Source organism: Undibacterium parvum (genome assembly GCF_003955735.1).
Taxonomy (GTDB): Bacteria; Pseudomonadota; Gammaproteobacteria; order Burkholderiales; family Burkholderiaceae_D; genus Undibacterium; species Undibacterium parvum.
Genome location: NZ_CP034464.1, coordinates 1,530,119 through 1,556,516, shown reverse-complemented (window position 1 = coordinate 1,556,516; position 26,398 = coordinate 1,530,119). Strand labels below are relative to the sequence as shown.

The window sequence follows — 26,398 nt, the reverse complement described above, 5'->3', positions numbered from 1 at the left end:
GCGCTGCTGACGAAGTGAAAAATTTCAGATGTGATCAGCCCCTAGGCCTGAATATAGCCCCTTGTAGCGCCCGTAATTTGTACTATACTCAGTACAGTATAAGATTTTTGATATACTTTGCGCATACACAATAAGACCAGGAGCCACATCATGTCAGATACTCCCCCCCTCAAGATAGTTTCAGGGACAGCGCTCACAGAGCAGCAAAAGAAGGATTTATTACATCGCTTGGCGCGCGTAGAAGGGCAATTGCGCGGGGTGCAAAAACTGATCGCAAAAGCCACAGAGCCGGGCGATTGCGATGGCATCGCACAGCAAATGTCAGCCGCACGCAAGGCGCTGGATCGCTCTTTCGTGACCTTGCTGACCAGCTCTATGGTGACGCATGCCGAGAAAGCCACCAGCGTGGAAGAAGCCGTTGCCAGTGCCAAGCATCTCAGCAGTTTTTTGGATAAATACGTTTAATTTTAGCGAGTATTTTTCAGCACTTATTTTTCAGTACTTTAAGCCGCCAGATGGCGGCTTTGTCTTTGCGGTGTGGCTTTTGCTGTGGCGGTTTTGGCTGCATTACTGGCCTCGGCAAGTTTAGCGGCCAGGGCTTTTTCTGCGCCTTGTTTGTGCTTGGCGTCGCCCGCGTAGTCGCTGGAGACGATGGCTAGCACTTGGGCTACGCTCATGCCGCGCTCTTCCTGTAGCCATTTACTGACCAGATTGGCCAGTCTATCCAAGGCGATTCTGTGGGTGGCATCGGTCTTGGCGTAAATCCAATCGGATAAGTCCATGAAGTTCTCGAACGGTAACTCGCCTAAGATCGCCGGCAGGGTATGCGTAAAGCGCCCGGAATTCGCCACCAAATCCCAATAGCGCGCAAAACGAATTAACTTTTGCATCTCGGCAAATGGTACGTCCTTGTTGGCCAGGATGGTGTAAGGCGGGTAGGGATCAAACACCAGGCCGTATTCAGCGGTATGGCGGATAATCGGCGTGCCGCGCAAGCGTTTCAGGATACCAAACTGGATTTCGTGCGGTTGTAAGGCATACAGACGATTAAACCCGAGCGCGAAACTCTCTACCGTTTCGCCCGGCAAACCGGCGATCAGATCGACGTGTAAATGGGCGCTAGAATGTTGGCATAGCCAACTGATATTCTCGGCCGCTTTTTCATTGTTTTGTTTGCGGCTGATACGCGCCTGCACTTCGGGATTAAAGCTTTGTATGCCGATCTCAAACTGCAAACTGCCGGACGGGAATTTCTGTATACCTTCTTTCAGCGCATCCGGCAAATGATCTGGCACCACTTCAAAGTGGGCAAATACCGGATCCTCAGGATTGGCTTCTAGTTTATCGAGAAAAAACTGCATGATCTTCAAGCTGGTCTTGATGTTCAGATTAAAGGTGCGATCGACAAATTTAAACAGGCGCGCACCGCGTGCGTGCAAAGCTTCCATTTCAGCCAGAAACCGGTCTATCTCAAACGGCCAGGCGGTTTTATCCAGCGCCGACAAGCAGAACTCACATTTAAACGGGCAGCCACGCGAGGCTTCTACGTACAAGGTGCGGTTTTTGATATCGTCATCGCTGTACAGGCTGTAGGGAAGGGCTAATTCATCGAGCTTGGCTTGCACGCCGGCGTGTATCTTCATCAGTGGCTGCGGGCCGTGGATGATTTGTTTGCAGAGTTCCGGGAAAGTGATTTCACCCCAACCGGTGACGACAAAATCGGCCAAGCGTATGATCTCTTGATCGCTGGTTTCGTGCGAGACCTCGGGGCCGCCGAGTATCACCACCACTTCGGGCGCGACCCGTTTCAATAAGGCCACCAGCCGCGTGCTTTCTTCTACGTTCCAGATATACACACCCAGCCCGATGATGAGTTTTTCGCCCGGTTTTTGCCACGCCAATAGCTTTTCGACCAGATCGGTGGTTTTGGCGCCGATCACAAATTCTTGTAACTGGGTCTGTGCCTGCAATGGGCCCATGTTGGCAAGTAAGTAACGCAAGCCCAGTGAAGCATGGGCGTAGCGGGCATTTAGGGTGCTCAAAATTATGGTCATGGCGCTGCAAAGAAATCAAATAGAGCGCCATTGTACGCTAGCGCTAAGCTGAAAAAAAACCGCTCAGTTTTTGGCTGTAGCGGTTTTTAGTTAAATTACACAGCCGACTACAATCAGAACTCTTCCCAATCATCGGTGGATGCCTTGCTGGCGCTGGCGCCCTTCGCGTTGCCGCCAGCGGCATTAGTATTTGCGCTGGCACTGCTGGCTGGCAAGGCAGGTCGTTTCGCGCTTGCTGTCTTGGTGCTGGCGCGCATGGCTGGTTTGACAGCGGCCTTGCTGCTCTTGGGCGCTGGCAGTGCCGCCCTGGTTTGCTGCTCACCGCTGAGTTTGAAAATACTCACCACCTGAGTCAGATTACCAGCCTGATCTTCTAGCGTTGCGGCGGCGGCGGCGGCTTGCTCGACCAGCGCGGCGTTTTGCTGGGTCACGGTATCCATTTGCGAGATCGCGATATTGATCTGGTCCAGACCCTGAGTTTGCTCATGGCTGGCGGCACTGATCTCGCTCATCACATCGGTCACGCGCCTTACGCTTTCGACGATTTCGTGCATGGTGGCACCAGCCTGATCGACTAGTTTGGTGCCTATCCCTACGTTCTCTACCGATTCATCGATGAGGGTTTTGATCTCTTTGGCGGCTGCCGCCGAGCGTTGTGCCAGATTGCGCACCTCGGAGGCGACCACCGCAAAACCACGGCCCTGCTCACCGGCGCGCGCCGCTTCTACCGCCGCGTTGAGTGCCAGAATATTGGTCTGAAACGCGATGCCATCGATCACGCTGATGATGTCGGTGATCTTCTTGGCCGAAGTATTGATAGCGCCCATGGTCTCGACCACTTGTGCCACTACGGCGCCGCCCTTGCTCGCCACTTCTGAGGCGGTGGCAGCTAATTGATTGGCTTGTCTGGCGTTGTCGGCGTTTTGTTTGACGGTGCCAGTCAGCTCTTCCATAGAGGCGGCGGTTTCCTCCAGCGAACTGGCTTGCTCCTCGGTGCGCGAAGACAGATCCATATTGCCGGAGGCGATTTCGCGCGAGGCGGTGGCGATGCAGTCGCTACCTACTTTAACTTGGCTGCAGACATTGTTCAGGCTTACTTGCATGTCGCTCAGCGCTTGCATCAGTTGTCCCGACTCATCGCTGGATGCGACTGTGATCTGTCCGTCTAAATTACCGGCTGCGATGCTTTGCGCGACCTCTACCGCAGTTTGTAAAGGCTGAGTAATACTACGTGCTACCCACCAGGCAAAGCCCAGACCTATGAGCACCGCCGCTATACTCAAAAAAATCAATTGGTTGCGGGCAGATTGATAGGTTTCGGCGCTATGCGTACCGGTTTCTTCAAAAATTTTTTGCTGGAATTCGTTCATGTCACGCAGATCACCAGCGAAAGCGTGCAATGCCTTATAGGTTTCTCCGTAGGCAAGTTTGCTGGCTTCTTCTCGATTCCCGTCTTTCATCAGAGCGGCTACTTTGCCAAATGAAGTTACGTAGGCAGTTCGACTTTCTTTAATTTTTACCAATATAGCCTTGCCTTCCGGACGCACGATCAAAGGTTCGAGTTTTTCAAGTGCCTCATTAAACGCTAGTGTATTGGCAGCGAGCCTTTCTTGTGCCTTGGCGATATCCGCAGGATCGGTGGCGGCAGTTGATTGCAGTACGCGGGCGATACTGCCACGCACATTGTCGAGTGCTTTTACCACTAGCTTGGTCTTGACCCAGTCAACATTGACTAGCTTGTCTGTGTTGGCATTGAGGCTCGCCATCTTATTCACGCCCATGCTGGCGATGATCACCAGCAGTAGCAACACCAGGCCAAATCCCAAACCCAGGCGCTGGCCAATTTTAAAATTATTGATGTTCATTTGCTTCCTCATCGACTAGTAAGAATGACGTGTTTAGGACGTATTTACTGAGAAACTAAGATGATGCGAACTGAAATACTGAATTGCAGTGCTGCCAATGTGACTTATGCGTTGCTGTGAGCGATGTCTGAGCCGGCCAAATAATTCTGAAACTAATGCTGATACTAAGATTGAAGCAAATGTTGAACTCGCGATTTAAACCGAGTATTTTGTTAAGATCATAGGGTAAGCCTGCCTATTTTGCCAGCTATAAACGCTTAATTTAGCGGTCTGTTGTGTGCGTATTTTGTAAAATTCCCGTGTGGCAATTTTAAAGCGCTAGAGAACGCCCTCAATCTGCAATGGCGCCGGAATTTTCTCTCTTTTTATCTTGTTTTAATTTCCATTTATCCTGCATTTTCGCTGTTTTATATCGCGCTATCCGCCGTTTGTCGCAGAGCCATGGCGGGACTAGTCGCGCTTGTCTACAGTGATGACATCGCCCCATCACAAACTTGTGCCAGCAGGCGCTACACCAGGAGAAAAAGCATGAAAACCGAGTCAAGTTCTAGTCGTCAGAGTCATCGCAAACATGGCAAATTAAGCGTGCTCAGCGTGCTCGCGCTGAGCCTATTGATGGTGGCGGCAGGAGCACAAATAACTAGCGCCAGTTTCAATGAAAAAATTCCTACGGTGCAGATCAGCGCCAAGCGTATGAGTGTCGATGAGAAAATCGCCTACGATACCGCAGGGCTCACTATCCCTACGGTTGTGCTGACAGCGACACGTTTAAGTTCCGAGCAAAAACTGGCGATGGATTTAGCCAACCCGAGCACGCGTCCTAGCCTCGCGCAAAAAATTGCTAAATGGCGTCAGCATGGTTGATCTGAGCTTACTGGGTGGGAGTATAGGTAGAGAGAGTAGTCTTGGCGCATATAGAATAAGCGCAAGCGCGAGGGCGGTAGCCGATACTCCCCTTATTCTGAAAATAGCCGAGACGCTGTAAGAATCTAGATCTAAGCATTTTCTAGCCTGTGCCGGAGAGTACTTTGATCTAGGTTTTGTCCAAATAAGCTAGCTTAGTTAGCTAGCTTAAATATTGATACCGTAACGCTGGCGATACGCCGCCACCGCTGTTTTATGGGCGCTTAGTTCGGTGTCGGCACCGGCGGCGGACAGATAGTCGAACAAGTCGTTCAGATTGCCGATAGAAACCACAGGCATGGCATACGTCTCGCTGATTTCCTGCACTGCCGAGTTGGCAGATAAGGCATCGTCTTTACCCGATTTTTCCATACGGTCGAGCGCGATCAAGACTGCGCAAGGCGTGGCACCGGCGGCGCGTATCATGTCTACCGATTCGCGTACCGAAGTGCCGGCTGAAATCACGTCATCGATGATCACCACTTTACCCTGCAATTTAGCGCCGACGATGGTGCCGCCTTCGCCGTGGTCTTTGGCTTCTTTGCGGTTATACGCAAACGGCACATTGCGGCCTTTGGCAGCCAGCGCCACAGCGGTGGCCGAAGCTAAGGTAATGCCTTTGTAGGCCGGGCCGAACAGCATGTCGAACTCGACGCCGGAATCGATCAGGGTTTGGGCGTAAAAGTCAGCCAGTTTGCCCAGATTAGCGCCGTCGCTAAACAAGCCAGCGTTAAAGAAGTAGGGCGAGTTGCGGCCAGCCTTGGTGACGAAGTCGCCAAAACGAATGACGCCAGCCTCAACTGAAAATTGTATGAATTCTTGTCGTAGATTTTTCAAAATATGCTCACAGATCTATGGATTTTTTAGTTAGTGTTCAGCTCGCTACGAAAATCCTTAAAAACGAAAACCTCTCAAAGGAGAACACAGAGGCACAGAGGAAAAACGGAGAACATGCAAAGCAATTATTGGCACTTCTCTGTGTCTCTGTGCCTCTGTGTTGAGAGGTTTTAAGATTTTTTGATCTTCATAGTCTCTGAATCCTTATTTTTTTATGTCATTGGCGTATCAGCCAGCCAGTTTTTTCTTTAATAATTCATTCACTTGTGCCGGATTGCCCTTGCCCTTGGTGGCTTTCATAGCCTGGCCTACCAGTGAATTAAAGGCTTTCTCTTTACCGGCGCGGTACTCATCTACCGATTGCTGGTTGGCAGCCATGACTTCATCAATAATTTTTTCCAAAGCGCCGACGTCGGAGATTTGCTTGAGACCTTTACTGTCTATGACCTGGTCAGCCAGATTGGCGTCAGGCGAGGGCGCGGCCCACATGGCGGCAAATACTTCTTTGGCGATCTTGTTGGAAATCGTGCCATCAGAAATGCGTTGCAGCAGCACCGCCAATTGCGCAGCACTGACCGGAATCGCGCTGATTTCTATGCCTTCGCGGTTGAGGGTCGATGCCACATCGCCCATCAGCCAGTTCGCTACTTGCTTGGCTTGCGCGGCTTTATCGCCGTCAGGGCTGGCCTTGATGGCAGCCTCAAAATATTCGGCGCTGGCTTTCGATTGCGTGACTATCATGGCGTCGTAATCGGAAATGCCAAATTGTGCGATGAAGCGCTCACGCATGGCTGCTGGCAACTCGGGCATGCTGGCACGGACGCGCTCTACCCAGTCGGCACCGATGCGCAAAGGCGGCAAATCCGGATCCGGGAAGTAGCGATAATCCATCGCGTCTTCCTTGCTGCGCATGGTGCGGGTTTGCTTACGATCAGGATCGTACAGGCGGGTTTCCTGCACCACGGTGCCGCCGTCTTCGATCAGCTCGATCTGACGTCGCACTTCGATGTTGATGGCTTCTTCCAGGAAGCGGAACGAGTTCAGATTCTTAATCTCGCAGCGGGTGCCGAATTCTTTTTGTCCTACCGGACGCACTGAGACGTTGGCATCGCAACGGAACGAGCCTTCCTGCATATTGCCATCGCAAATATCCAACCAGACCACCAGCGCATGCAAGGCCTTGGCGTAGGCCACCGCTTCGGCGGCGCTGCGCATGACTGGTTCAGTGACGATTTCGAGTAACGGGGTGCCAGCGCGATTGAGGTCGATGCCGGTCATGCCTTGATAATCTTCATGCAGCGATTTACCGGCATCTTCTTCCAGATGGGCGCGCGTTAGTTCGATTACCTTGACTTCGGATTTGCCGTCTTTTTCGACTACACAAGTGACGAAGCCGCCTTGCACTACCGGGATTTCAAACTGGCTGATCTGATAGCCCTTAGGTGAATCCGGATAAAAATAATTTTTACGCGCGAAGATCGATTCTGGCGCGATGGTGGCGCCGACGGCCAGGCCAAATTGTATGGCTTTCTCGACTGCGCCCTTGTTCATCACCGGCAAGACACCAGGCAAGGCCAGATCGACCGGACTGGTTTGCGTATTCGGCTCGGCGCCGAACTGGGTGGACGAACCGCTAAAAATTTTAGAGTGAGTCTTGAGTTGCGCATGTGTCTCAAAACCGATCACGACTTCCCATTGCATAATTTTTCCTTTTAATCAGGTATGAATCTGGTACGGCAAACGCGCTCAATACCGGTGTTTAATTTTTCTACTGCTGTGCGCAATATCCATGCGGGTTTCCAGCCTTTTTCGGCCTGCAAGGCGCATGGATACTGCGCAAGGCATTTTGAAAGTTTGCGCTAAAAACCTAAATCACTCGCTACTCATCGTACTGACACACGCCAGTCTTTAAATTGACTGTCAGTGCGCTAAAGTTATTGCGTGATCCGCACAAACTAGGGCAGCTGGGCTTGATACGTAATTGCTCGCCATCGCGCTCTAGTCGTATGCTGCACTGGCTGCCACGTTCGGTATCGTAACCGCGTCGCTGCCGTGCCGCTGGCGCATCTTTAAGGCTAATGCGCCAGCCTTTTTCTGTCACTTCAGCAATCGGCTCATCACTGCTGTCGATACTGCATTCATGCCCATGACTACTTCTGAATAAGCTAGATTCCCACTGCAAGGTCAGGATCTGGGTTCCCGCTAACTGTATCCTTGCCTGATCGGCATACGTCAAGCGCTCGCCATCGCCATCTTCTTGCCGCGTCAGGCTGCAAGAAAATTTCGCATCCAGACTGGCGGCAGTCTGGGCTTGTGCTGCGGCACTCAGCAGACACAAGAGCAGACTTAATCCGGCCAGCAGTGGACGCTTCATTTGATTTAGACCGGCGATTTTTGATGCCAGTCTGTCGCCAACTGATACTGATGGGCGATATTGAGTAGCTTAGCTTCTTCAAAATAATTGCCTATCAATTGCAAGCCCACCGGACGCTGCGCGTTCTTTTCGCCCTGACCGAAACCGCAAGGGATAGACATGCCGGGCAAGCCCGCCAGACTGGTCGACAATGTGAAAATATCGGCCAGATAGTTGGCGACCGGATCGTCGGCCTTGTCGCCCAAGTCCCAAGCGACGGTCGGTGCTACTGGGCCCATGATGACATCGCATTGCTTGAAGGCGGCTTGGAAATCTTGCGCGATCAGACGACGGATTTTTTGCGCTTGCAAATAATACGCATCGTAATAGCCATGCGACAGCACATACGAACCCACCAGGATGCGACGCTTGACCTCTTCGCCAAAACCTTCGGCGCGGGTCTTCTTGTACATCTCGGCCAGGTCTTTGTAATCAGCCGCGCGGTGGCCGTAACGCACGCCATCAAAACGACTTAAATTGGAAGAGGCTTCGGCCGGCGCGATCACGTAATACACGGGGATAGACAACTCGGTCTTAGGCAGAGAAATGTCGACCAGAATCGCGCCGAGTTTTTCGTATTCGGCCAAGGCGGCACGCACCGCTTGCTCTACATCGGGGGCTAAACCTGCACCAAAAAACTCACGCGGCACACCGATGCGCAGACCTTTGACATCTTTATCCAGGTCGCGATTGAAGTCTTCCTGCGCGCGTTCCAGACTGGTTGAGTCTTTATGATCAAAACGTATCATGGCGTTGAGCAGCATGCCGCAATCTTCCGCCGTTTGTGCGATCGGGCCACCTTGATCAAGCGAGGAGGCAAACGCGATCATGCCGTAACGCGAGACGCTGCCGTAAGTCGGCTTGATGCCAGTCACGCCGCAAAAGGCGGCTGGTTGACGGATAGAGCCGCCGGTATCGGTGCCGGTCACGGCAGGACTCAGGCGTGCCGCGATCGCAGCGGCCGATCCGCCGGACGAACCGCCCGGTATCGCACGCAGATCCCAGGGGTTTTTTACTGCACCAAAATACGAGTTTTCATTGCTAGAACCCATCGCGAATTCATCGCAATTGAGCTTGCCTAGCGTGACCATGCCGGCTGTCTTGAAATGCTCAACCACGGTGGCGTCAAAAGGACTGACATAATTTTCCAGCATGCGTGAGCCAGCTGTCGAGCGCCAATCGCGCGTCACAAAAATGTCTTTGTGCGCAATCGGGATGCCAGTCAGGGCACCGGCGTCGCCGCTGGCCAGGCGCTGGTCGGCCAAGCTCGCTTGTTGCAGCGTTAGCGCAGGATCGACATGGGTGAAGGCGTTGAGCGGGCTGGCAGCGATGCGCGCCAGATAATGTTGCGCCAATTCGGTGGCGGACACTTGCTTGTTTTGCAGCAAACTGGAGAGCTGCTTGAGGGTGTGCTTATGCATGTCTGAGCTCTTGAATTATTCTATGACTTGAGGAACTAGATACAGGCCGTCCTGGGTCGCTGGCGCGACTTTCAGATACGCTTCGCGCTGGTTGCTTTCGGTGACCACATCGTCCCGCAGACGCAGGCACAGTTCCGGCATCAAGGCCGCGATAGGATGGCTTAAAGGTGTAATTCCTGTGGTGTCGACCGCTTTGAGCTGCTCAACCAGTGAGAAAATCCCATTGAGCTTGCTCAGCGTGTCGCTGGCCTGGCTGTCCGAGAGTTCTAGTTGCGCCAGATTGGCGATACGTTTCACATCTGTTAGATCTAGTGACATGGTTATTAACGCGCAAACGCGTGCAAAAAATGTTGAATAGAAAGCAAATCTGCCGAGTGGAATCCCGCAAGCAGAAGCGCTTGTTGCGGTATCCAAAAATGGCAAAGAAAGCTGATTTAAACCAAGATGCTAGATTGCCTATTAATCCTAAGATTATAAGGTAGAATATAGGGTTAATGCCTTGAATATTAAGGCTTAAGCAAATACTCTAGCGAGATTTTAATAATTTCCAGGATTTGCGCTACTTGGTGGTGTGGCGGTGTTGCCGTCTAATTGTAGTTAAAAGCATTCTTTTCCATTTAAATTGCACTTAATTTGTTTGGTGATGTCTTAATTATGATAGCTCCGCTTTACCTAGTCGCGCTATTTCTGAGAGTCTCGCTGGATGTTGAGCGGCTATATTTTTCGCGCTGTTTTTGGCGCATGACCACCACACAGAATACACAGGATTTTACATGTTCGGTTTTTTTCGCAGTTACTTTTCAAATGACCTCGCCATCGATCTTGGCACGGCAAACACTCTGATCTACCTACGCGGCCAAGGCATCGTGCTCGATGAACCATCGGTAGTCGCGATCCGCCAAGAAGGCGGCCCCAACGGTAAAAAAACCATACAAGCGGTCGGCAAGGAAGCCAAGCAAATGCTGGGTAAAGTACCTGGCAATATTGAGGCTATCCGCCCTATGAAAGACGGCGTGATTGCCGACTTTACCGTCACCGAGCAAATGCTCAAGCAATTCATACGCATGGTGCACGACACTAAATTTTTCAAACCTTCGCCACGCATCATCATTTGCGTGCCTTGCGGTTCTACTCAGGTAGAGCGCCGTGCGATCCGTGAATCTGCCTTGGGTGCCGGTGCTTCCCAAGTGTATTTGATTGAAGAGCCAATGGCGGCGGCGATCGGTGCTGGTTTGCCAGTATCCGAAGCAACCGGGTCCATGGTGGTCGATATCGGTGGTGGTACTACCGAAGTGGGTATCATCTCGCTGGGTGGTATGGTCTACAAGGGTTCGGTGCGCGTCGGTGGCGATAAGTTTGATGAAGCGATTGTCAATTACATCCGTCGCAATTACGGCATGTTGATCGGTGAGCAAACTGCGGAAGCCATCAAAAAAGGCATAGGTTCAGCCTTCCCAGGTTCCGAAGTGCGCGAAATGGAAGTTAAGGGGCGCAACTTATCCGAAGGCATTCCACGCTCTTTCACTATCTCCAGTAATGAGATCCTGGAAGCGCTGACCGATCCTTTGAATAACATCGTCTCTGCCGTGAAAAACGCGTTGGAACAGACTCCGCCAGAACTTGGTGCCGATATTGCTGAAAAAGGCATGATGCTGACCGGCGGCGGCGCCTTGTTGCGCGATCTGGATCGCTTGCTGATGGAAGAAACTGGCTTGCCAGTGATCGTCGCCGAAGATCCTTTGACTTGCGTAGTGCGCGGTTCTGGCATGGCTTTGGAGCGTATGGATAAATTAGGCTCGATTTTCTCCTACGAATAATCGGCGCATTTATAAATTTAATTAATGGGCGCATAGCGGTGTTGTAAATCCTCACAATACTTAAGTATTGTTCCGGTTTACGCCTTGCTCTGCATCCCATTAATTCAATTTCTAGACGCGCCTTTAAAATATTTAATTAATTTTTTATATTTTTGACCTGGCTGTTATCCGCTACGATTTTGGCATAAACCTATGCAATACAGTCCTCCACCACTTTTCAAGCAAGGCGCGTCGGCTCGTGCCAAAGTGGTGTTTTTTGCGATATTTTCTATCTTCCTGCTGGTGCTCGATTCCCGTCTGCAGTCGCTGGAGCGGGTGCGTCTGGTAGTCGGCACGCTCCTGTATCCGGTGCAAATGGTGGCGGTGGCTCCGCGGGATGCCTTGATGGGAGTGGCAAACTATTTTGTCGCTACCGCTAGCCTGGAAAAAGAAAATGCCAAATTAAAACGTCAGCAAATGACGAATGCCGATGTGTTACAGCAGACCACGCAACTGGCGTTGGAAAATGCGCATTTGCGTCAATTGATGGGCGCCCGTGATCGTTTGGCGGTGAAGTCGATATTAGGCGAAATTCTCTACGACGCGCGCGATCCGTTTACCCGAAAAATTATTCTCGACAAGGGGCTGCAACATGGCGTGGCACTTGGTCAACCTGTGATCGACGATCTGGGCGTAGTCGGACAGGTGACGCGGGTGTTTCCTTTGACTGCTGAAGTCACTTTGCTGACCGATAAAAATCAGGCGATACCAGTGCAAATCGCCCGCAACGGCATACGCAGCGTAGTCAGTGGGCGTGGCCAGTCTAGTTATCTGGACATGCGCATGACCACCAACGCCGATGTGCAAAATGGCGACATGCTGGTCACTTCAGGTCTGGACGGCGTTTATCCTGCTGGTTTGGCGGTAGCCAAAGTAGTGCAGGTGGAAAACAAGGCTTCAACGACTTTTGAAAATGTACTCTGCAGCCCGGCTGCAGGCATAGACCGAAATAGACAATTATTGATATTACTGGTCGAGACTAATCAATTGCCGCCACCGGACACTGAAGAGGTGAAAGCGAAAAAAGAAAAAATCAATCGCAAAGTAACCCGCGATACGATCAAAGAAACCGCGCCAGCTGGCGTCACTGGTGCTGAGATTAGAGCCCCTGCGCCAGTGCCAACTGCTGCTGCCGCCTCGGTGGCGACTACCTCAGCAACCGCCACCACAGCCAAGCCTGCGGCAATCCAACCTGCCCCGGTAATACCAGTTGTGGTACCCGCTGCCACGCAAGCGAGCAAGGTGTTAGCCAAATGAATAGTCCTCACTACATCCTGCTACCGGTCAGCTCACTGTTTATTACTGTGAGCCTGATCTGCGCATTTTTTCTTAATTTCCTGCCGACCGGAGCCTGGGTAGGTATGCCTGATTTTGTGGCACTGGCACTGGTGTTCTGGAGCATACATCAACCGCGTAAAGTGGGTATAGGTGTCGCCTTCGTGATGGGTTTATTGATGGACGTGCATTCCGCTGTGCATCTGGGCGAAAATGCGCTGGCCTATACTTTACTGTCGTATCTGGCGATTACCATTCACAGACGCGTGCTGTGGTTTAAGCCGCTAGCACAATCGTTTTATGTGCTGCCGCTGTTTATGTTCGTGCAGGCGGTGCAGTTAATCGTGCGCTTGATCGTGGCACCGGCCGCGCAATTTCCTGGCTGGTGGTATTTTGTTGCCAGCATCGTGACCACGCTGTTGTGGCCGGTCGCGACCTGGGTCTTGTTGGCGCCACAGCGCCGTGCTGTCGATAAAGACAACACGCGTCCGATTTAATGCTTTATTTAATCGACTATGTTGCGACTATGTTGCGCCTATGCTGTGCCTAAGCTGAGCAAATTTTCCCCATGACTGAACTTAAGAACGCTGAACGTGAGATTTATCTCTTTAAAACACGGCTGATTGTCATCGGTGTGTTTGCTTTCATTTGTTTCTCTCTGTTGGTAAGCCGCTTCGTTTGGTTGCAAATCATTAAGCACAATGTGTATGCTTTACAAGCTGATGAAAACCGTATTTCTATCGTGCCTGTGGTGCCGAATCGTGGCCTGATCATGGATAGAAACGGGGTGGTTCTCGCTCGCAATTTTTCAGCCTACACCCTAGAAATTACACCAGCAAAAATCAAACAGGATCTGGATGTATTGATCGATGAGTTGTCCGCATTGGTGGATATACAGCCTAAACATCGCAAGCGCTTTCGTAAGCTGATCGAGGAATCGAAAAGTTTTGAGAGCCTGCCATTGCGCACCCGTTTGACCGATGAAGAAGTCGCGCGCTTCACGGCGCAACGCTTCCGTTTCCCTGGTGTGGATATTCAGGCTCGACTATTTCGCCAGTATCCGCTCGGTGACGTGGCCTCGCATGTGGTCGGTTATATCGGTCGTATCAGCCAGAAGGATGCCGAGACGATAGACGATATGGAAGACGGCTCCAATTACAATGGCACCGACTATATCGGTAAAGAAGGGCTGGAAAAAAGTTACGAAAGTATCTTGCATGGCACCACAGGTTTTGAAGAGGTTGAAGTCTCGGCTGGCGGTCGTGCGGTGCGTACCTTGTCACGTAGCGCCCCTAGTTCGGGTAAAAATCTGATCTTATCGATCGATATAGAATTACAAAAAGTCGTAGAAGAAGCCTTCGGCGATAGACGCGGCGCCCTGGTGGCGATCGAGCCTGTGACTGGCGATGTGTTGGCCTTTGTTTCTAAACCGACCTATGATCCAAATCTGTTTGTCGAAGGCATCGATCAGCAAAGTTGGAACGAATTAAACACCTCGGAAGATCGGCCGCTGTTAAACCGTCCCTTGACTGGCGCCTATCCACCAGGCTCAACCTACAAACCCTTCATGGCACTGGCCGCGCTGGAATTGGGCAAGCGTACTGCCAGCCAGACGATTGCCGATCAAGGCTTCTTTATGTTTGGTGGGCATCGCTTTAATGATGATATTAAAGGCGGTCACGGCATGGTCGATATGTATAAATCCATCGTCCAGTCTTGCGATCCGTATTACTACATGCTGGCCAATGATATGGGGGTGGATGCCATCCATAATTTCATGAAGCCTTTTGGTTTTGGTCAGATTACGGGTATCGATCTGGAACACGAACGCAAAGGCGTATTACCATCGACCGCCTGGAAGCGCAGTGTGTATCGTAAGGCAGCGCAGCAAAAATGGTATGCGGGTGAAACTATTTCTCTCGGGATTGGCCAGGGTTACAACACCTTTACGCCCTTACAAATGGCGCATGCAGTAGCGACATTGGCGAATAACGGCGTGGTGATGAAGCCGCACTTAGTCAAAATGACTGAAGATCCAACCTCGCGTGTGAAAACCCTGACGGTACCCAAGGAAAGTTATCGTATCCCCTTGAAGCAAGAAAATATCGATGTCATCAAGCACGCCATGGTGGGCGTGACCAAAGAGGGGACAGGCAGAACCGCCTTTGCCAATGCCGAATACGAATCCGGCGGCAAGACTGGTACTGCACAGTTGTTTAGCGTCAAGAAAAACGAAAAATACGATGCCAAGAAGCTGGCTAAAAGTCTGCATGACCATTCCTGGTACACCGCCTTTGCACCGGCCGATAAGCCGCGCATCGCGATTGCTATCATCGTAGAAAATGGCGGTTTTGGTTCTACCGGCGCCGCCCCTATTGTCAGGAAGGCTTTGGATTACTATTTGCTGGGCAAGCGTCCGAATGAAAAAGATAAAACTCCGACGCTCAAGAGTGATGCGCTGGCAACTCGTGCCGAGTCTGAGGCGAAGGCTGATGCTGAATCTGAGGGTGGCCCTAAACCGGGTGGCGAAACTCAGGGCAATAAGGAGTGAAGGAATAAGCTATGCAAAACAAGGGAATTAACTGGCAGCGGGTACGCTCGCACATCATGGTGTTCGATGCGCCTTTGGCGATCTTGATATTTTTGATTATCTCTACCGGCATCATCACCTTGTATTCAGCGGGGATTAATTTCCCGGGACGGGTCGAAGATCAGTTGAGGAATATCCTGATTTCGTTTGTTGTGATGTGGATCATGGCGAATATTCCGCCTCAAACTCTGATGCGTTTTGCCATTCCTATTTATACCTTTGGGATAGCCTTGTTGATCGCGGTGGCGATGTTTGGCATGGTGAAAAAAGGCGCGCGGCGCTGGATCAATGTGGGCCATGTGATACAGCCTTCAGAAATGATGAAAATCGCGACACCTTTGATGCTGGCCTGGTATTTTCAAAAACGTGCCGCTGCTTTACGTTGGAATGACTTTATTATCGCTGCCATCATCTTGCTGATACCGGTAGGCCTAATCGCCAAACAACCTGATTTAGGCACCGCTTTGCTAGTGGTAGCCGCCGGTTTCGCTGTCATTTTTTTGGCAGGTTTATCCTGGCGTGTTTTGCTTACTTTAGTGATACTCGCTGGCGCCAGCATACCGATCGCCTGGCCCATGCTGCATGATTATCAGCGCGACCGCGTCATGACCATGATAGACCCGACCACCGATCCTCTGGGTAAGGGCTTTCATATCATACAGTCGCAAATTGCGGTTGGTTCTGGGGGCTTTAGTGGCAAAGGCTGGCTCAAAGGGACGCAGTCCCATCTGGAATTTATTCCCGAACACACCACAGATTTTATTTTTGCAGTTTTTTCTGAAGAATTTGGTTTCATTGGAAGTTGCATCCTAGTCGCGCTGTATTTTTTGCTGGTAGTGCGTGGCCTGATGATCGCCGCCAATGCGCCTACCTTGTTTGCGCGCTTGATGGCCGGTTCGGTTACCATGATTTTTTTCACCTATGCGTTTGTGAATATGGGAATGGTCAGCGGTATTTTGCCGGTGGTCGGGGTGCCGTTGCCCTTCATGAGTTATGGCGGCACTGCCTTGGTGACGCTGGGCATGGGCGCCGGGATTTTGATGAGTGTGCAGCGACATCGTAAATTGGTGCAGACATGATGCCTACTCTGCGCCCGGCGTATGTCTGTCCCTTGCTGCTGGCTTTGCTTTTATCTGCTTGCGGTAGCGCACCGAAAACCACGACTGAGCACGCCAAGCCAAATGCCGCATCGGCTAGTGCTAAGTCTTCCAGCACGAATCACTCAAATCAGCCAAATCTGCCTAAAGCCAATTCGGGGCGCGGTGCTTATTACAAGGATGATGGACCGGGAGACAACACGCCGCCCGATCTGGAATCGACCGTCGATCCTATTCCCATGGTTGAAGCTTATTCGCGCTCAGGCAATAAGGCCTATGTGGTCTTTGGTAAAACTTATACGCCAATAACCGACACCAGCACCCCGTTTAAACAACGTGGTATTGCCAGCTGGTATGGCAAGAAATTCCACGGCCAAAAGACCTCATCGGGCGAACTGTACGATATGTACAAGATCACCGCGGCCCATCCCACTTTACCTATACCTTCGTACGCGCGGGTCACTAATCTCGATAATGGTAAGCAAATTATCGTGCGCATTAATGATAGAGGCCCGTTTCATTCCAGCCGCATTATCGATCTGTCGTATACCGCTGCGCTGAAATTGGCTTATCTGGGCAAGGGCAGCAGCCAGTTAGAGGTCGAGCGTCTATTGCCCGACGATATAGAAAAAATGGCGGAGAATCGCAAGAACCAGCCGCTGACGGTCGGCGCCTATCCCAGCTCCAGTCCCAGCTCCAGTCCCAGCCCCAGCCCCAGCCCAGTTAGCGCCTTGGCTCTGCCCAGTCCCGCAGCAGTGACCGTAAGCGCAAGCGCCAAGACTGATAGCATGTCTATCGAGAGTTTGCTAGCCAGCCAGGAAGTGAAAGCAGCAGAAAAAATCGACAACGCTGCCGCTAGCGCTACGCCCAATTTTTATATACAACTAGGAGCCTTCGCGATCCGTGCCAATGCCGAAGCCAGCATGGAACGTTTGAAGGCGAAACTGGCGAGTCGGTTGCCCGATTTTGATATTGTCCAGCAAGGTAGTTTATACCGTCTGATCAGCGGGCCGTTCAGCACACGCGCCGAAGCAACGAGCGCGATCGCGCAAAATGGCGATCTGGGTGTTGGCAAGCCGGTAGTGGTGCAGCGCTGAGCTTTTTCTAGGCGCATAGGCCGGCGCGCATAGTCCATGCGGCTTTTCAGATACCCCCCGCCACTGCGCATATTCCATGCGGGTTTCCAGCCTATCTGGCCTGCAGGGCGCATAGGATATGCGCAGTGGCAGGGGTAAGGTTTAAATCTCTTGGATAGCTGGCTTAATCAGGCTGGTCCTGATTCTCTCCCTTCATCTCCAGCGCTAACTGATACAAGGCGTTTTTCTTTTGCCCTGTGAGTTGCGCTGCCAAGCCGGCCGCCTGCTTGACCGAGCATTCCTTGAGTAAAATCGTCAGCACTCGTTTGGCTTCCAGATTATCGTCGGCCGCCGCCTCAGGCGCGGCCTCAATCAGGACCACAAATTCGCCTTTTTCCCGGTGACTATCGGCATTGAGCCAGGCCGCCGCCTCGCCTAAGCTGCAGCGGTGGATTTCTTCAAACAGCTTGGTCAGTTCACGCGCAAACACCACCTGACGTTCTGGGCCAAAGGCGGCCAGCATGGCGGCGGTGGATTCGACAATGCGATGTGGTGCTTCATAAAAAATCAGGCTGGCGGCGGTGCTGGTTAAGCTTTGCAATAGCGTGTCGCGTTGCCCGGCCTTGGACGGCAGAAAGCCGACAAAGAAAAAACGGTCGTGGATTAAGCCACTGGCCGACAGCGCGCTGATTGCGGCCGAAGCACCGGGCAAGGGCGACACCTGCAATCCTGCGCGTTTGACTGCGTCGACGATTTTTGCGCCAGGATCGGATACGCCAGGGGTGCCGGCATCGGACACCAGTGCGATGCGTTCGCCGGCTTGCAAGCGGGAGATGATCTTCTCGGCAACCTCGCGTTCATTGTGCATATGCGCAGCGAGCAAAGGTCGATGCAAGCCATAGCGCGTCATTAGCTGGGCGGTATTGCGTGTATCTTCGCAGGCCACCGCATCGGCGATGGACAGCAAGTGCAAGGCGCGTAGACTGATGTCGCAAACGTTACCAATTGGCGTGGCAACTACATATAATGTGGCAGCCGGATAACTTTGTCTGGACACCGCCTCCATGATGGCGGCGTTCGCTGACAAAGGGGAAATTGCTGTATCTGGCTGGCTCATGGCGCGTTCGCTTCGATTGATCAAAGCAGGATTGTACGACAATGACAGCACAAAGTTGGATAGGAAAACGTTTAGCTAGTCTGCGTACCGCACGCCAACGTATCGGCGACGAGGGCGAGCAGCAAGCTTTGTTGCATTTGCAGCAGGCTGGTCTGCGTCTGATACTGCGCAATTTTCTCTGCAAGGGCGGCGAAATCGATCTGATCATGCAAGATGGCGACAGCCTGGTGTTCGTCGAAGTCAGAAAGCGCGCCAGTGCGCAATTTGGCGGCGCTCTGGCCAGCGTCACGCCCACCAAGCAAAAACGCATGGTGCACGCGGCGCAGGTCTATTTACAAAAAATTCATCCTACCCCGCCCTGTCGTTTTGATGTAGTGGCGATACAAGACGGTGAAATTGTATGGTTGCAGAATGTGATTACCGCTTAGCGTTGTAGTGTGCAGCGCGCATCGATGATGCTATAGCACTTACTTACACTCAATTACCTGTACCTCAGGCTAGCTGCTTTATAATCACATCTATGAAAAATCAACGCATCCTTTCGCACTTCCATGAAAGTGCCGAATTAAAAATTCAGTGCGCCACTGTTTTGGCGCGGCCTATAGAGCAGGCGATTGAACTTCTGTTCACGGCGCTGTCCAACGGTAACAAGATACTGGCTTGCGGTAATGGCGGCTCGGCTGCTGATTGCCAGCATTTTGCGGCCGAACTGGTAGGGCGCTTTGAACGTGAACGTCTGCCGCTGCCGGCTCTGGCACTGACCACGGATACGTCTATCCTGACCGCGGTCTCGAATGATTACAGTTTTAACGAGGTGTATGCCAAACAGGTGCAGGCCTTTGGCCAGGCTGGTGATATCTTGCTGGCCTTGTCTACTTCCGGTAATTCAGCCAGCGTGGTGAATGCCGTGAATATGGCACTGGAGCGTGATATGCGCGTGATTGCCCTGACCGGTAAAGGTGGTGGCGAGTTAAAAAAGGTATTGACCGATGCGGATGTGCATATTTGTGTACCGCATGACAGAACTGCCAGAATTCAGGAAGTTCACTTATTAACCATACACTGTTTATGTGACGGTATTGACACCGCACTATTTGGAGGAGATGCAGATGATTGAGATTTTGTTTAAAAAAATAGCGCGACCCCTGGCCAGCATAGGCCTATGCTGTGCTGCTGCGATTAGTCTGCAAGGCTGTGTAGAGATCATGGTGGGCAGTGCCGTAATGGGCACATTTGCTGCCACCGATAGACGTACCTTTGGTGCACAAACCGAAGATAAATCTATCGTGTTGAAAGGCGAGAGCCGCGTGGCACGGGTAGCTGGTAGTGCTGCCCATATTAATGTCAGTAGCTTTAACCGCCGCGCACTATTGACCGGCGAAGTGCCGGATGAAGCGACTAAGGCGGCGGCCGAACGTGAGATGCGCGCCGTTGAGGGCGTATTGGATGTCGCCAATGAACTGACGGTAGGGCCGGCTACCAGCTTTACCGCACGCTCGAATGATTCTTTACTCACCACCAAGGTCAAGGCCTCATTTGTCGATACCAAGGATTTATACGGCAGTGCTTTTAAGGTCGTGACCGAAGATGGCAGCGTCTATCTGATGGGGCGAGTCACGCAGCGCGAGGGTAATCTGGCCGGTGAAGTGGCACGCGGTGTAAGTGGTGTGCGCAAGGTCGTCAAAGTGTTTGATTACATCAGTGAGGGAGAATTGACTGCGCTGACGGCAGCGGCCAAAGGATCAGCGAATCCAGCAGAAACCACTCCCGCAAATTCAGGCGCGACAACGCAAGAAGTAAAATAAACTTACGATGCGGTGAGTTGGAATATGAAAAAAGGGCTGATTCAGCCCTTTTTTATTTTATTCATTAGTGCCTCGTTGGCCTAGTTGGCGGTATTAGCTGCGCCCGACGATCGCTGCCGTTACCATCAACTCCTCTATCAGAGCCAGTGACATTTTCCCCGACATCCGGTGCGGATTGAGTTCTGGTAAGTCGGAATACTTGAGCATTATCGATGGATTGATCTTGCTTAAGTTGGCCTGACCCATGGTCCAGCCCGAGTAGCGCCGTTCGCTGATCTCTTCGTAGTGCAAGATCACGACATCAGTATGGCGCGGGTCGCGCAGTATCTTGCCGTATAGGGTATTGATGGCCTCGCGTCCGCCTTCCAACACCTGCATGAATACCTGATCGCTGTGGCATAGGATACCGGTAATACCATTTTGAGGATTATGCTCACGTGATTGCTGCATGATGCTTTGCACCATTTCGCATAGCTTGTCGTCGGTGGCGCGGCTGGCGTACAGGAGGCGGACTAGCATAATTCTCTTTCTCTATTCAGCGTTTGATCAAGGATAAAAATTCGCGGCGCAGATTCGGGTCTTTCAGGAATGATCCGTGCATGACGCTATTGATCATCTTGGCGTCAACATCCTTGACACCGCGCCAGTGCATGCAAAAATGATCTGCTTCCATCACCACGGCCAAGCCGTCAGGCTGCATTTTTTCTTGCAAGGTATCGGCCAATTGCACCACTGCTTCTTCTTGAATTTGCGGACGGCTCATGATCCATTCAGCGATTCTGGCGTATTTGGACAGACCAATCAGATTCGAGTGCTCGTTAGGCATCACGCCTATCCAAACCTTGCCCATGATAGGACACAGATGGTGTGAGCAGGCGCTGCGCACCGTGATTGGACCTATGATCATCAGTTCGTTCAAATGCGAGGCATTCGGGAACTCGGTCACCGCGGGCATGGGAACATAGCGCCCCTTGAAGACTTCGTTGATGAACATCTTGGCGACGCGGCGTCCGGTATCCTGGGTGTTGTGGTCGCTGTCGGTGTCTATCACCAGACTTTTTAATACTTCCCGCAACTTAGCTTCGACTTCGCTGAGTAATTCATCGAGTTCGCCCGGTTCTATGAATTGTGCGATATTGTCATTGGCGTGATAGCGCGTCTTGGTCTTGACGATGCGTTCGCGTATCCGTTGCGACATCGGTATCTGGACTGGCTTTAGTTCTGTAGGCATGAAGGGTGTTCCGTCTAAGGTGCACGTATGCAGCAAAAGCGTTATGGTAACTGAATCAGCGCAAACTTGTTTTGCGATACCACTTACTCAGCTGGCTGGATAAAGAGCCCGCTGAGCAAACTCATTTTCTACTCTCTTCATTGCTATCGCTATTCGCACTGCGTAATTTCCGCATGGCCAATCTGAGGGTCTGCATTTGCGTATTAAAGTTGGTACAAGAATCACAGATGCTCAAATGGAGTTTCAGGCGTGCCCGCTCCGTAAGGCTTAGTTCACGATCCAGTCCTTCAGACACCATTTGGTGCGCCTGTTTGCATTTGTAGATGAGTTGCATAAATTTTACAAAATAGATAATGGTTATCGGTGTGTCTAAGCTTTATTTGCAAACCAGTTGAGATCAAGGCATTCACGCAAGCGCAACCTGGCGCGAAACAGCAGCACCCAAAGATTAGACGTGCTCAAATCTAATTCCTTACAAATTTCTTCAGTTTCTAGTTCTAGCCACTCACGCATCATAAAAACACGGGCGGTTTTTGCCGGAAGTTTTTCTAGACAAATTTCTAAAATTCTAAAAAAATCTTTCTGCGAGAGGCTTGCATCCGGCTCGCCCCAAGCCCTTGCGGTCTCTACCGTGTGGCCATTTTTCTTGAATAGGCTATCGATTAAATCGGCTTCTGACTCTTCATCTTCGACCGGTAATTGTTTTTCTTTGCCCGCTGCGCGTAGGCTATCGATGATTTTATATTTGAGTATGCCGGTGACATAAGTGCGTAAAGATGACGCTCCGGCGAAATTGCCAGGTTTCTCTAGTATCGCCAGCAAAGCTTCTTGTACAGCATCTTCAGCCTGAGCTTCATTTCTAAGCTGTAGCATGGCGAAGCGGAATAATGCCGGACGCATGCTTTCAAGTTGCTGGTGGAGCTCGGGTATCGATGTCATAGCGATCTGATTAATTCTGGCGGTAGGCGAAAAAACTGCATCATGCTTAGGCAAGTTCCCTGTAAAATTCTGGAAAGCTCAGTAAAACTGAGTAATTCTAAGCAATTCTCCCTAGGATACCTCCATTATGACTAATGTGACCAATATAGCGCCAGAAACTATTAATCGACTAGCTGGTGTCGCGCCCGAAATTAAAGCGGAAATTCTGGCTGAGGCCCTGCCGTATATTCGCAAGTTCCATGGCAAAACCATCGTGGTTAAATACGGCGGCAACGCCATGACCGAAGAACGTCTCAAGCACGGCTTTGCGCGCGATGTCATTTTGTTGAAATTGGTGGGGATGAATCCGGTGGTTGTGCATGGCGGTGGTCCGCAAATTGATGCCGCGCTCAAAAAGATCGGTAAGCAAGGCAATTTTGTACAAGGCATGCGTATCACCGATGAAGAAACCATGGAAGTGGTGGAATGGGTGTTGGGCGGTGAAGTGCAACAAGATATCGTCATGCTGATCAATCATTATGGTGGTCAGGCGGTGGGTTTGACAGGTAAAGATGGTGGCCTGATACGCGCCCGTAAAATGCTGATGCCGGATAGAGAAACACCGGGAAAATTCATCGATATCGGTTTCGTCGGCGAGATCGATGCGATTAATCCAGCGGTGGTCAAAGCACTGCAAGATGATGCTTTTATCCCGATTATTTCGCCTATCGGTTTTGGTGAAGACGGCCAGGCTTACAATATCAACGCTGACGTGGTGGCTGGCAAAATTGCAGAAATTCTGAAAGCCGAAAAATTGATCATGATGACCAATATCGCCGGTGTTCAGGATAAGCAAGGCAATCTGGTGACGGATCTGTCGGCACGCGAGATCGATGAGATGTTCGCAGATGGCACCATTTCCGGTGGCATGTTGCCAAAAATTTCCTCTGCTCTGGATGCGGCTAAATCTGGCGTGAACACTGTGCATATCATCGATGGTCGTATCGAACATTCATTGCTGTTGGAAGTGCTGACCGAACAGGCTTTCGGCACCATGATACGCAGCCACTAGGCATATCGATAGCCGGCATCGCCTGTACGGGCGACGCCGGAAACTGTATCGCACAACGGACCTAAACTAAAGCATGAGCAGAGCCACGCCGATCTGGCTATTTGATCTCGACAATACCCTGCACGATGCTAGTCACGCGATTTTTCCTGCCATTGCTGGCAATATGAATCGTTATCTGGCCGACTTACTCGGTGACGGTTTACAGCCTGCAGATGAAGCAACCGTGAATGCAGTGCGCCAACAATATTGGGCACGCTACGGTGCCACTTTATTGGGCGTGGTAAAGCACCACGGCGTCAAAGCTGAAGATTTTTTGCGGGAAGCACATCGCTTCGATGACCTGTCTTCTATGATCCGTGCCCAGCGCGGCGTGGCGCATCTGTTAGCTCGCTTACCTGGCCGAAAAATATTACTTACCAATGGTCCGCGCCAGTATTCGCATCAGGTATTGCGTCACCTAGGCTTGCATAGACATTTTTCTCAGCATATCGCGATAGAAGAAATGCAGGTGCATGGAAAATTACAGCCCAAGCCTTCACCACAATTTTTACGTAAATTGCTGGCACAGTTAAAGGTCGATGCGCGTGATTGTATTCTGGTTGAGGATACGCTAGCCAATTTGCGTACTGCCAAGCGCTTGGGCTTGCGCACTGCCTGGGTGACGGGTTACACGCAACGCGCCGCACATAATAATTTTGCCGCTTGTGCTGATGTCACAGTAAAATCCGTACTTCATTTGGCGCGACATGCTCGGCGCCTGTACCACCGCTGATCCTCCGCGTCTCCTTGAGTTCGTTCGATACGATTTAGCGTTTTCTAGCAAAGCAGATTTAACACATGGCCACTACTAAACCTGGCGAGCGCAAGCTACAAATTTTACAAGCTCTGGCAGCGATGCTGGAGAATCCCAAAGGGGAAAAAATCACCACGGCCGCTCTGGCAGCCAAAATAGAAGTGTCAGAGGCTGCGCTGTACCGCCATTTTGCCAGCAAGGCACAGATGTTTGAGGGCTTGATCGAGTTCATCGAAAGCTCGGTATTTGGCTTAATCAATCAGATAAGCCAGCAACAGGAAGAGGGCTTGGCGCAAGTGCAGGCCATGACCTTGATGTTGCTCAATTTTGCCGAGCGGAATCCGGGCATGAGCAAGGTCTTGATCGGTGATGTGCTGATGAATGAAGATGAACGCCTGCAACTACGCATGAATCAATTTATTGATCGTATCGAGTTGGCCTTCAAACAGTCTTTGCGTCTGGCCGTCACTCAGGGACAGATTGCAGAGTCGGAAGTGAGCAGTCGCGCCACTCTGCTGAGCAGTTTTATCCTTGGCCGCTGGCATCGATTCGCCAAATCAGGCTTTAAGATACTGCCGAGCGAACAAGCCAATCTACACTTGTCTTTGTTGCTGCGCTAGGCGTACCGACACCACGTTTTCGTGAGAAAACAGCAGGTAGGCGTTTTTACCGCTGGCCTTGGCATTTTTTAAGGCCAGATCAGTATTATTGAGCAGTAGTCTGATCTCCTTAGCGTGCAAGGGGCAACAGGCTATGCCTATGCTACCGTTGATGACGATTTTTCTGCCGCGCAAGCTCATCGGACGATTTATCGCATGGATCAGCCGTTCGGCTAAGGCCAGCGCCATTTCCGGGCTTTCAATTTGCGGCAAGATGGCGGCAAATTCATCGCCATCGACACGGCATAGCGTATCGGTATTGCGTAGCGTGGCGCTGAGGCGATTGGCAATGGTCGCTAAAATCAAATCTCCGGCTTCATAACCAAATTGCTCGTTGAGTGCTTTAAAATTATCCAGATCGATGAACATCAAGGCGGCAAGTTGTTGCAGTTCGCAAGCTTCCCTGATGCAACTGCCTAGTAATTGCTGAAAATATTTTCGATTCGGTAATTTGGTTAAACTATCGTGATTCGACAAAATATCGAGTCTGCGTTCGGCTTCTTGCCGTTCACGCATTTCACTTTGTCTATCGGTTTCCCACGATTCTATGCCCTCCATGATTTGATTAAATTGTAGATTCAGATGATTTAATTCATGGCCCTCGTGCAGGCGCACCCGCAAACTATAGTCGTTCAGGGTGGCCACTTGATGACTGACGGTATCGAGATCTGACAGCGGTGCTAGTCGGCGTAGTTGTCGCTTACTCAGATAAAACGCGCTAATAAGACTGATGATGCATGCCGCCAATAGCGCGCCCAGCAAGCTGAAAATCGCTTGTAGATACAGCCAGCGTATGCTGCTACTCATCTGTATTTTACCGATGATTTCATCTTCGTAGAACACCGGAATCTCGGTCGTCAACATGGCTATTTGTAGCTTGCTTTGGGCTTGATCAATTAATTCGGATGCGGGGACGCTGCTATTTTTTTCAAATTGCTTGAGGTCATTCCAAGCCACCAGCGCCTGTGCATTTTTATCGTAGACCAGTACGCTTAAGAAATCGGAGCGCTCACTGGCTTTGAGTATGCTTGCCTCCAATCCTTTCACGTCATTCATCTTAAGCTTGTAGGCAAGTTTTCCGGCCAAGACTTCGGCCTGATAATGCGCCGCCAGACGTAGATTTTTTTGGCCTAGATAGACGCTGAATAAAGTGAAAAGCAAGGCCATGCTGAGACTGGCAAGAGCTATGCTGCTCAGATTTTCCCGGCATATTTTGCTTGCCATCGGTAATTTTAGAAATGCGAATTGCATAAATTTTCCAAGATGAGAGGCTGACGGTTGAAAGTTAATTTTAGTTTAACACTCAAATTCAGGTATTAGTGTTGTAAATTACACATACAGATTCGAGCTCATCCTCGTTTTCCTTTTTGTCTGGTGTATGCAAGGATGACGCGCTGCGAGTAAACTGCGGAATAT

At 51.1% G+C, this 26,398-nt stretch carries 27 protein-coding genes; 14 read left to right on the top strand and 13 right to left on the bottom strand.

Annotation, left to right across the window (positions count from 1 at the left end):
* Nucleotides 1-150 precede the first annotated feature (150 nt).
* Nucleotides 151-465, top strand: a complete 315-nt coding sequence (locus EJN92_RS06710; RefSeq protein WP_126127098.1) for a metal-sensitive transcriptional regulator — start codon at nucleotides 151-153, stop codon at nucleotides 463-465.
* A 38-nt stretch (nucleotides 466-503) separates the two neighbouring features.
* Here the strand turns inward: EJN92_RS06710 and EJN92_RS06705 are convergent, their stop codons facing one another.
* Entirely contained in the window at nucleotides 504-2,054 is a 1,551-nt protein-coding gene (locus tag EJN92_RS06705; protein ID WP_126127097.1) for a B12-binding domain-containing radical SAM protein, read from the bottom strand.
* 113 nt (nucleotides 2,055-2,167) lie between these two features.
* On the bottom strand, nucleotides 2,168-3,919 hold the full coding sequence (locus EJN92_RS06700; RefSeq protein WP_126127096.1) for a methyl-accepting chemotaxis protein: 1,752 nt from the start codon (nucleotides 3,917-3,919) through the stop codon (nucleotides 2,168-2,170).
* Nucleotides 3,920-4,447: 528 nt separating this feature from the next.
* Here EJN92_RS06700 and EJN92_RS06695 point away from each other — a divergent pair.
* A complete protein-coding gene (locus EJN92_RS06695) occupies nucleotides 4,448-4,783 on the top strand; it encodes a hypothetical protein (RefSeq protein WP_126127095.1) in 336 nt (111 codons plus the stop codon).
* Nucleotides 4,784-4,990: 207 nt separating this feature from the next.
* On the opposite strand, the gene pyrE is transcribed toward EJN92_RS06695, so the two are convergent.
* From pyrE to gatC, 5 genes are all read right to left on the bottom strand, one after another.
* Nucleotides 4,991-5,659: an orotate phosphoribosyltransferase gene (gene pyrE / locus EJN92_RS06690; RefSeq protein WP_126127094.1), complete on the bottom strand. Its 669-nt coding sequence runs from the start codon at nucleotides 5,657-5,659 to the stop codon at nucleotides 4,991-4,993.
* A gap of 228 nt (nucleotides 5,660-5,887) precedes the next feature.
* Nucleotides 5,888-7,360, bottom strand: a complete 1,473-nt coding sequence (gene gatB / locus EJN92_RS06685) for an Asp-tRNA(Asn)/Glu-tRNA(Gln) amidotransferase subunit GatB (protein WP_126127093.1) — start codon at nucleotides 7,358-7,360, stop codon at nucleotides 5,888-5,890.
* A gap of 178 nt (nucleotides 7,361-7,538) precedes the next feature.
* The gene (locus tag EJN92_RS06680; protein ID WP_126127092.1) at nucleotides 7,539-8,033 is read right to left on the bottom strand and encodes a hypothetical protein; all 495 of its coding nucleotides are present in this window, start codon (nucleotides 8,031-8,033) and stop codon (nucleotides 7,539-7,541) included.
* 5 nt (nucleotides 8,034-8,038) lie between these two features.
* Nucleotides 8,039-9,493: an Asp-tRNA(Asn)/Glu-tRNA(Gln) amidotransferase subunit GatA gene (gatA, locus tag EJN92_RS06675; RefSeq protein ID WP_126127091.1), complete on the bottom strand. Its 1,455-nt coding sequence runs from the start codon at nucleotides 9,491-9,493 to the stop codon at nucleotides 8,039-8,041.
* Between the two features lie 15 nt (nucleotides 9,494-9,508).
* On the bottom strand, nucleotides 9,509-9,811 hold the full coding sequence (gene gatC / locus EJN92_RS06670) for an Asp-tRNA(Asn)/Glu-tRNA(Gln) amidotransferase subunit GatC (RefSeq protein WP_126127090.1): 303 nt from the start codon (nucleotides 9,809-9,811) through the stop codon (nucleotides 9,509-9,511).
* 455 nt (nucleotides 9,812-10,266) lie between these two features.
* Here gatC and EJN92_RS06665 point away from each other — a divergent pair, with 455 nt between their 5' ends.
* From EJN92_RS06665 to EJN92_RS06640, 6 genes are all read left to right on the top strand, one after another.
* Complete coding sequence (locus EJN92_RS06665; RefSeq protein WP_126127089.1) at nucleotides 10,267-11,310, top strand: rod shape-determining protein; 1,044 nt, start codon at nucleotides 10,267-10,269, stop codon at nucleotides 11,308-11,310.
* A 192-nt stretch (nucleotides 11,311-11,502) separates the two neighbouring features.
* Nucleotides 11,503-12,606 carry a rod shape-determining protein MreC gene (mreC, locus tag EJN92_RS06660; RefSeq protein ID WP_126127088.1) on the top strand — a complete coding sequence of 368 codons (1,104 nt, stop codon included), beginning with the start codon at nucleotides 11,503-11,505 and terminating at the stop codon, nucleotides 12,604-12,606.
* The gene (mreD, locus tag EJN92_RS06655; RefSeq protein WP_126127087.1) at nucleotides 12,603-13,121 is read left to right on the top strand and encodes a rod shape-determining protein MreD; all 519 of its coding nucleotides are present in this window, start codon (nucleotides 12,603-12,605) and stop codon (nucleotides 13,119-13,121) included. The genes mreC and mreD overlap by 4 nt, the downstream gene beginning before the upstream one ends.
* Nucleotides 13,122-13,192: 71 nt before the next feature.
* A complete protein-coding gene (gene mrdA / locus EJN92_RS06650; protein ID WP_126127086.1) occupies nucleotides 13,193-15,175 on the top strand; it encodes a penicillin-binding protein 2 in 1,983 nt (660 codons plus the stop codon).
* An 11-nt stretch (nucleotides 15,176-15,186) separates the two neighbouring features.
* Entirely contained in the window at nucleotides 15,187-16,293 is a 1,107-nt protein-coding gene (gene rodA, locus EJN92_RS06645) for a rod shape-determining protein RodA (protein ID WP_126127085.1), read from the top strand.
* Entirely contained in the window at nucleotides 16,290-17,408 is a 1,119-nt protein-coding gene (locus EJN92_RS06640) for a septal ring lytic transglycosylase RlpA family protein (RefSeq protein ID WP_227869743.1), read from the top strand. Before rodA ends, EJN92_RS06640 begins: the two co-directional genes overlap by 4 nt.
* A gap of 163 nt (nucleotides 17,409-17,571) precedes the next feature.
* Here EJN92_RS06640 and rsmI read toward each other — a convergent pair whose 3' ends face one another.
* Entirely contained in the window at nucleotides 17,572-18,504 is a 933-nt protein-coding gene (gene rsmI, locus EJN92_RS06635; RefSeq protein ID WP_126127084.1) for a 16S rRNA (cytidine(1402)-2'-O)-methyltransferase, read from the bottom strand.
* A 41-nt stretch (nucleotides 18,505-18,545) separates the two neighbouring features.
* Here rsmI and EJN92_RS06630 point away from each other — a divergent pair, with 41 nt between their 5' ends.
* From EJN92_RS06630 to EJN92_RS06620, 3 genes are all read left to right on the top strand, one after another.
* Nucleotides 18,546-18,932, top strand: a complete 387-nt coding sequence (locus EJN92_RS06630) for a YraN family protein (RefSeq protein WP_126127083.1) — start codon at nucleotides 18,546-18,548, stop codon at nucleotides 18,930-18,932.
* A 92-nt stretch (nucleotides 18,933-19,024) separates the two neighbouring features.
* Nucleotides 19,025-19,621 (top strand): phosphoheptose isomerase, encoded by a 597-nt coding sequence (locus tag EJN92_RS06625; protein WP_126127082.1) that lies wholly within the window; start codon nucleotides 19,025-19,027, stop codon nucleotides 19,619-19,621.
* Nucleotides 19,608-20,309 (top strand): BON domain-containing protein, encoded by a 702-nt coding sequence (locus EJN92_RS06620; RefSeq protein WP_407701552.1) that lies wholly within the window; start codon nucleotides 19,608-19,610, stop codon nucleotides 20,307-20,309. The genes EJN92_RS06625 and EJN92_RS06620 overlap by 14 nt, the downstream gene beginning before the upstream one ends.
* Nucleotides 20,310-20,402: 93 nt before the next feature.
* Here the strand turns inward: EJN92_RS06620 and EJN92_RS06615 are convergent, their stop codons facing one another.
* The 4 genes from EJN92_RS06615 to EJN92_RS06600 all read right to left on the bottom strand — a co-directional run bounded on the left by EJN92_RS06615 (nucleotide 20,403) and on the right by EJN92_RS06600 (nucleotide 22,479).
* Nucleotides 20,403-20,828, bottom strand: coding sequence for a BLUF domain-containing protein (locus EJN92_RS06615; protein WP_126127080.1), 426 nt, complete (start codon nucleotides 20,826-20,828; stop codon nucleotides 20,403-20,405).
* A gap of 16 nt (nucleotides 20,829-20,844) precedes the next feature.
* A complete protein-coding gene (folE, locus tag EJN92_RS06610) occupies nucleotides 20,845-21,540 on the bottom strand; it encodes a GTP cyclohydrolase I (protein WP_126127079.1) in 696 nt (231 codons plus the stop codon).
* A 121-nt stretch (nucleotides 21,541-21,661) separates the two neighbouring features.
* Entirely contained in the window at nucleotides 21,662-21,874 is a 213-nt protein-coding gene (locus EJN92_RS06605; protein ID WP_227869742.1) for a zf-HC2 domain-containing protein, read from the bottom strand.
* 35 nt (nucleotides 21,875-21,909) lie between these two features.
* Entirely contained in the window at nucleotides 21,910-22,479 is a 570-nt protein-coding gene (locus EJN92_RS06600) for a sigma-70 family RNA polymerase sigma factor (RefSeq protein WP_126127078.1), read from the bottom strand.
* A gap of 127 nt (nucleotides 22,480-22,606) precedes the next feature.
* On the opposite strand from EJN92_RS06600, the gene argB reads away from it, so the two are divergent.
* The 3 genes from argB to slmA all read left to right on the top strand — a co-directional run bounded on the left by argB (nucleotide 22,607) and on the right by slmA (nucleotide 24,943).
* Nucleotides 22,607-23,530, top strand: coding sequence for an acetylglutamate kinase (gene argB, locus EJN92_RS06595; RefSeq protein WP_126127077.1), 924 nt, complete (start codon nucleotides 22,607-22,609; stop codon nucleotides 23,528-23,530).
* A gap of 73 nt (nucleotides 23,531-23,603) precedes the next feature.
* A complete protein-coding gene (locus EJN92_RS06590; protein WP_126127076.1) occupies nucleotides 23,604-24,302 on the top strand; it encodes a pyrimidine 5'-nucleotidase in 699 nt (232 codons plus the stop codon).
* Nucleotides 24,303-24,367: 65 nt separating this feature from the next.
* Nucleotides 24,368-24,943 carry a nucleoid occlusion factor SlmA gene (slmA, locus tag EJN92_RS06585; protein ID WP_126127075.1) on the top strand — a complete coding sequence of 192 codons (576 nt, stop codon included), beginning with the start codon at nucleotides 24,368-24,370 and terminating at the stop codon, nucleotides 24,941-24,943.
* Here the strand turns inward: slmA and EJN92_RS06580 are convergent.
* On the bottom strand, nucleotides 24,917-26,233 hold the full coding sequence (locus EJN92_RS06580; RefSeq protein ID WP_126127074.1) for a sensor domain-containing diguanylate cyclase: 1,317 nt from the start codon (nucleotides 26,231-26,233) through the stop codon (nucleotides 24,917-24,919). The two genes, slmA and EJN92_RS06580, sit on opposite strands and share 27 nt — an antisense overlap.
* Nucleotides 26,234-26,398: the final 165 nt, after the last annotated feature.

What these genes read in the sequence shown, in the direction of transcription:
- EJN92_RS06710 (WP_126127098.1), top strand. Translation starts at nt 151, where the DNA reads ATGTCAGATACTCCCCCCCTCAAGATAGTTTCAGGGACAGCGCTCACA.
- EJN92_RS06705 (WP_126127097.1), bottom strand. Translation starts at nt 2,054, where the DNA reads ATGACCATAATTTTGAGCACCCTAAATGCCCGCTACGCCCATGCTTCA.
- EJN92_RS06700 (WP_126127096.1), bottom strand. Translation starts at nt 3,919, where the DNA reads ATGAACATCAATAATTTTAAAATTGGCCAGCGCCTGGGTTTGGGATTT.
- EJN92_RS06695 (WP_126127095.1), top strand. Translation starts at nt 4,448, where the DNA reads ATGAAAACCGAGTCAAGTTCTAGTCGTCAGAGTCATCGCAAACATGGC.
- gatB (WP_126127093.1), bottom strand. Translation starts at nt 7,360, where the DNA reads ATGCAATGGGAAGTCGTGATCGGTTTTGAGACACATGCGCAACTCAAG.
- EJN92_RS06680 (WP_126127092.1), bottom strand. Translation starts at nt 8,033, where the DNA reads ATGAAGCGTCCACTGCTGGCCGGATTAAGTCTGCTCTTGTGTCTGCTG.
- gatA (WP_126127091.1), bottom strand. Translation starts at nt 9,493, where the DNA reads ATGCATAAGCACACCCTCAAGCAGCTCTCCAGTTTGCTGCAAAACAAG.
- gatC (WP_126127090.1), bottom strand. Translation starts at nt 9,811, where the DNA reads ATGTCACTAGATCTAACAGATGTGAAACGTATCGCCAATCTGGCGCAA.
- EJN92_RS06665 (WP_126127089.1), top strand. Translation starts at nt 10,267, where the DNA reads ATGTTCGGTTTTTTTCGCAGTTACTTTTCAAATGACCTCGCCATCGAT.
- mreC (WP_126127088.1), top strand. Translation starts at nt 11,503, where the DNA reads ATGCAATACAGTCCTCCACCACTTTTCAAGCAAGGCGCGTCGGCTCGT.
- mreD (WP_126127087.1), top strand. Translation starts at nt 12,603, where the DNA reads ATGAATAGTCCTCACTACATCCTGCTACCGGTCAGCTCACTGTTTATT.
- mrdA (WP_126127086.1), top strand. Translation starts at nt 13,193, where the DNA reads ATGACTGAACTTAAGAACGCTGAACGTGAGATTTATCTCTTTAAAACA.
- rodA (WP_126127085.1), top strand. Translation starts at nt 15,187, where the DNA reads ATGCAAAACAAGGGAATTAACTGGCAGCGGGTACGCTCGCACATCATG.
- EJN92_RS06640 (WP_227869743.1), top strand. Translation starts at nt 16,290, where the DNA reads ATGATGCCTACTCTGCGCCCGGCGTATGTCTGTCCCTTGCTGCTGGCT.
- rsmI (WP_126127084.1), bottom strand. Translation starts at nt 18,504, where the DNA reads ATGAGCCAGCCAGATACAGCAATTTCCCCTTTGTCAGCGAACGCCGCC.
- EJN92_RS06630 (WP_126127083.1), top strand. Translation starts at nt 18,546, where the DNA reads ATGACAGCACAAAGTTGGATAGGAAAACGTTTAGCTAGTCTGCGTACC.
- EJN92_RS06625 (WP_126127082.1), top strand. Translation starts at nt 19,025, where the DNA reads ATGAAAAATCAACGCATCCTTTCGCACTTCCATGAAAGTGCCGAATTA.
- EJN92_RS06620 (WP_407701552.1), top strand. Translation starts at nt 19,608, where the DNA reads ATGCAGATGATTGAGATTTTGTTTAAAAAAATAGCGCGACCCCTGGCC.
- EJN92_RS06615 (WP_126127080.1), bottom strand. Translation starts at nt 20,828, where the DNA reads ATGCTAGTCCGCCTCCTGTACGCCAGCCGCGCCACCGACGACAAGCTA.
- folE (WP_126127079.1), bottom strand. Translation starts at nt 21,540, where the DNA reads ATGCCTACAGAACTAAAGCCAGTCCAGATACCGATGTCGCAACGGATA.
- EJN92_RS06605 (WP_227869742.1), bottom strand. Translation starts at nt 21,874, where the DNA reads ATGCAACTCATCTACAAATGCAAACAGGCGCACCAAATGGTGTCTGAA.
- EJN92_RS06600 (WP_126127078.1), bottom strand. Translation starts at nt 22,479, where the DNA reads ATGACATCGATACCCGAGCTCCACCAGCAACTTGAAAGCATGCGTCCG.
- argB (WP_126127077.1), top strand. Translation starts at nt 22,607, where the DNA reads ATGACTAATGTGACCAATATAGCGCCAGAAACTATTAATCGACTAGCT.
- EJN92_RS06590 (WP_126127076.1), top strand. Translation starts at nt 23,604, where the DNA reads ATGAGCAGAGCCACGCCGATCTGGCTATTTGATCTCGACAATACCCTG.
- slmA (WP_126127075.1), top strand. Translation starts at nt 24,368, where the DNA reads ATGGCCACTACTAAACCTGGCGAGCGCAAGCTACAAATTTTACAAGCT.
- EJN92_RS06580 (WP_126127074.1), bottom strand. Translation starts at nt 26,233, where the DNA reads ATGCAATTCGCATTTCTAAAATTACCGATGGCAAGCAAAATATGCCGG.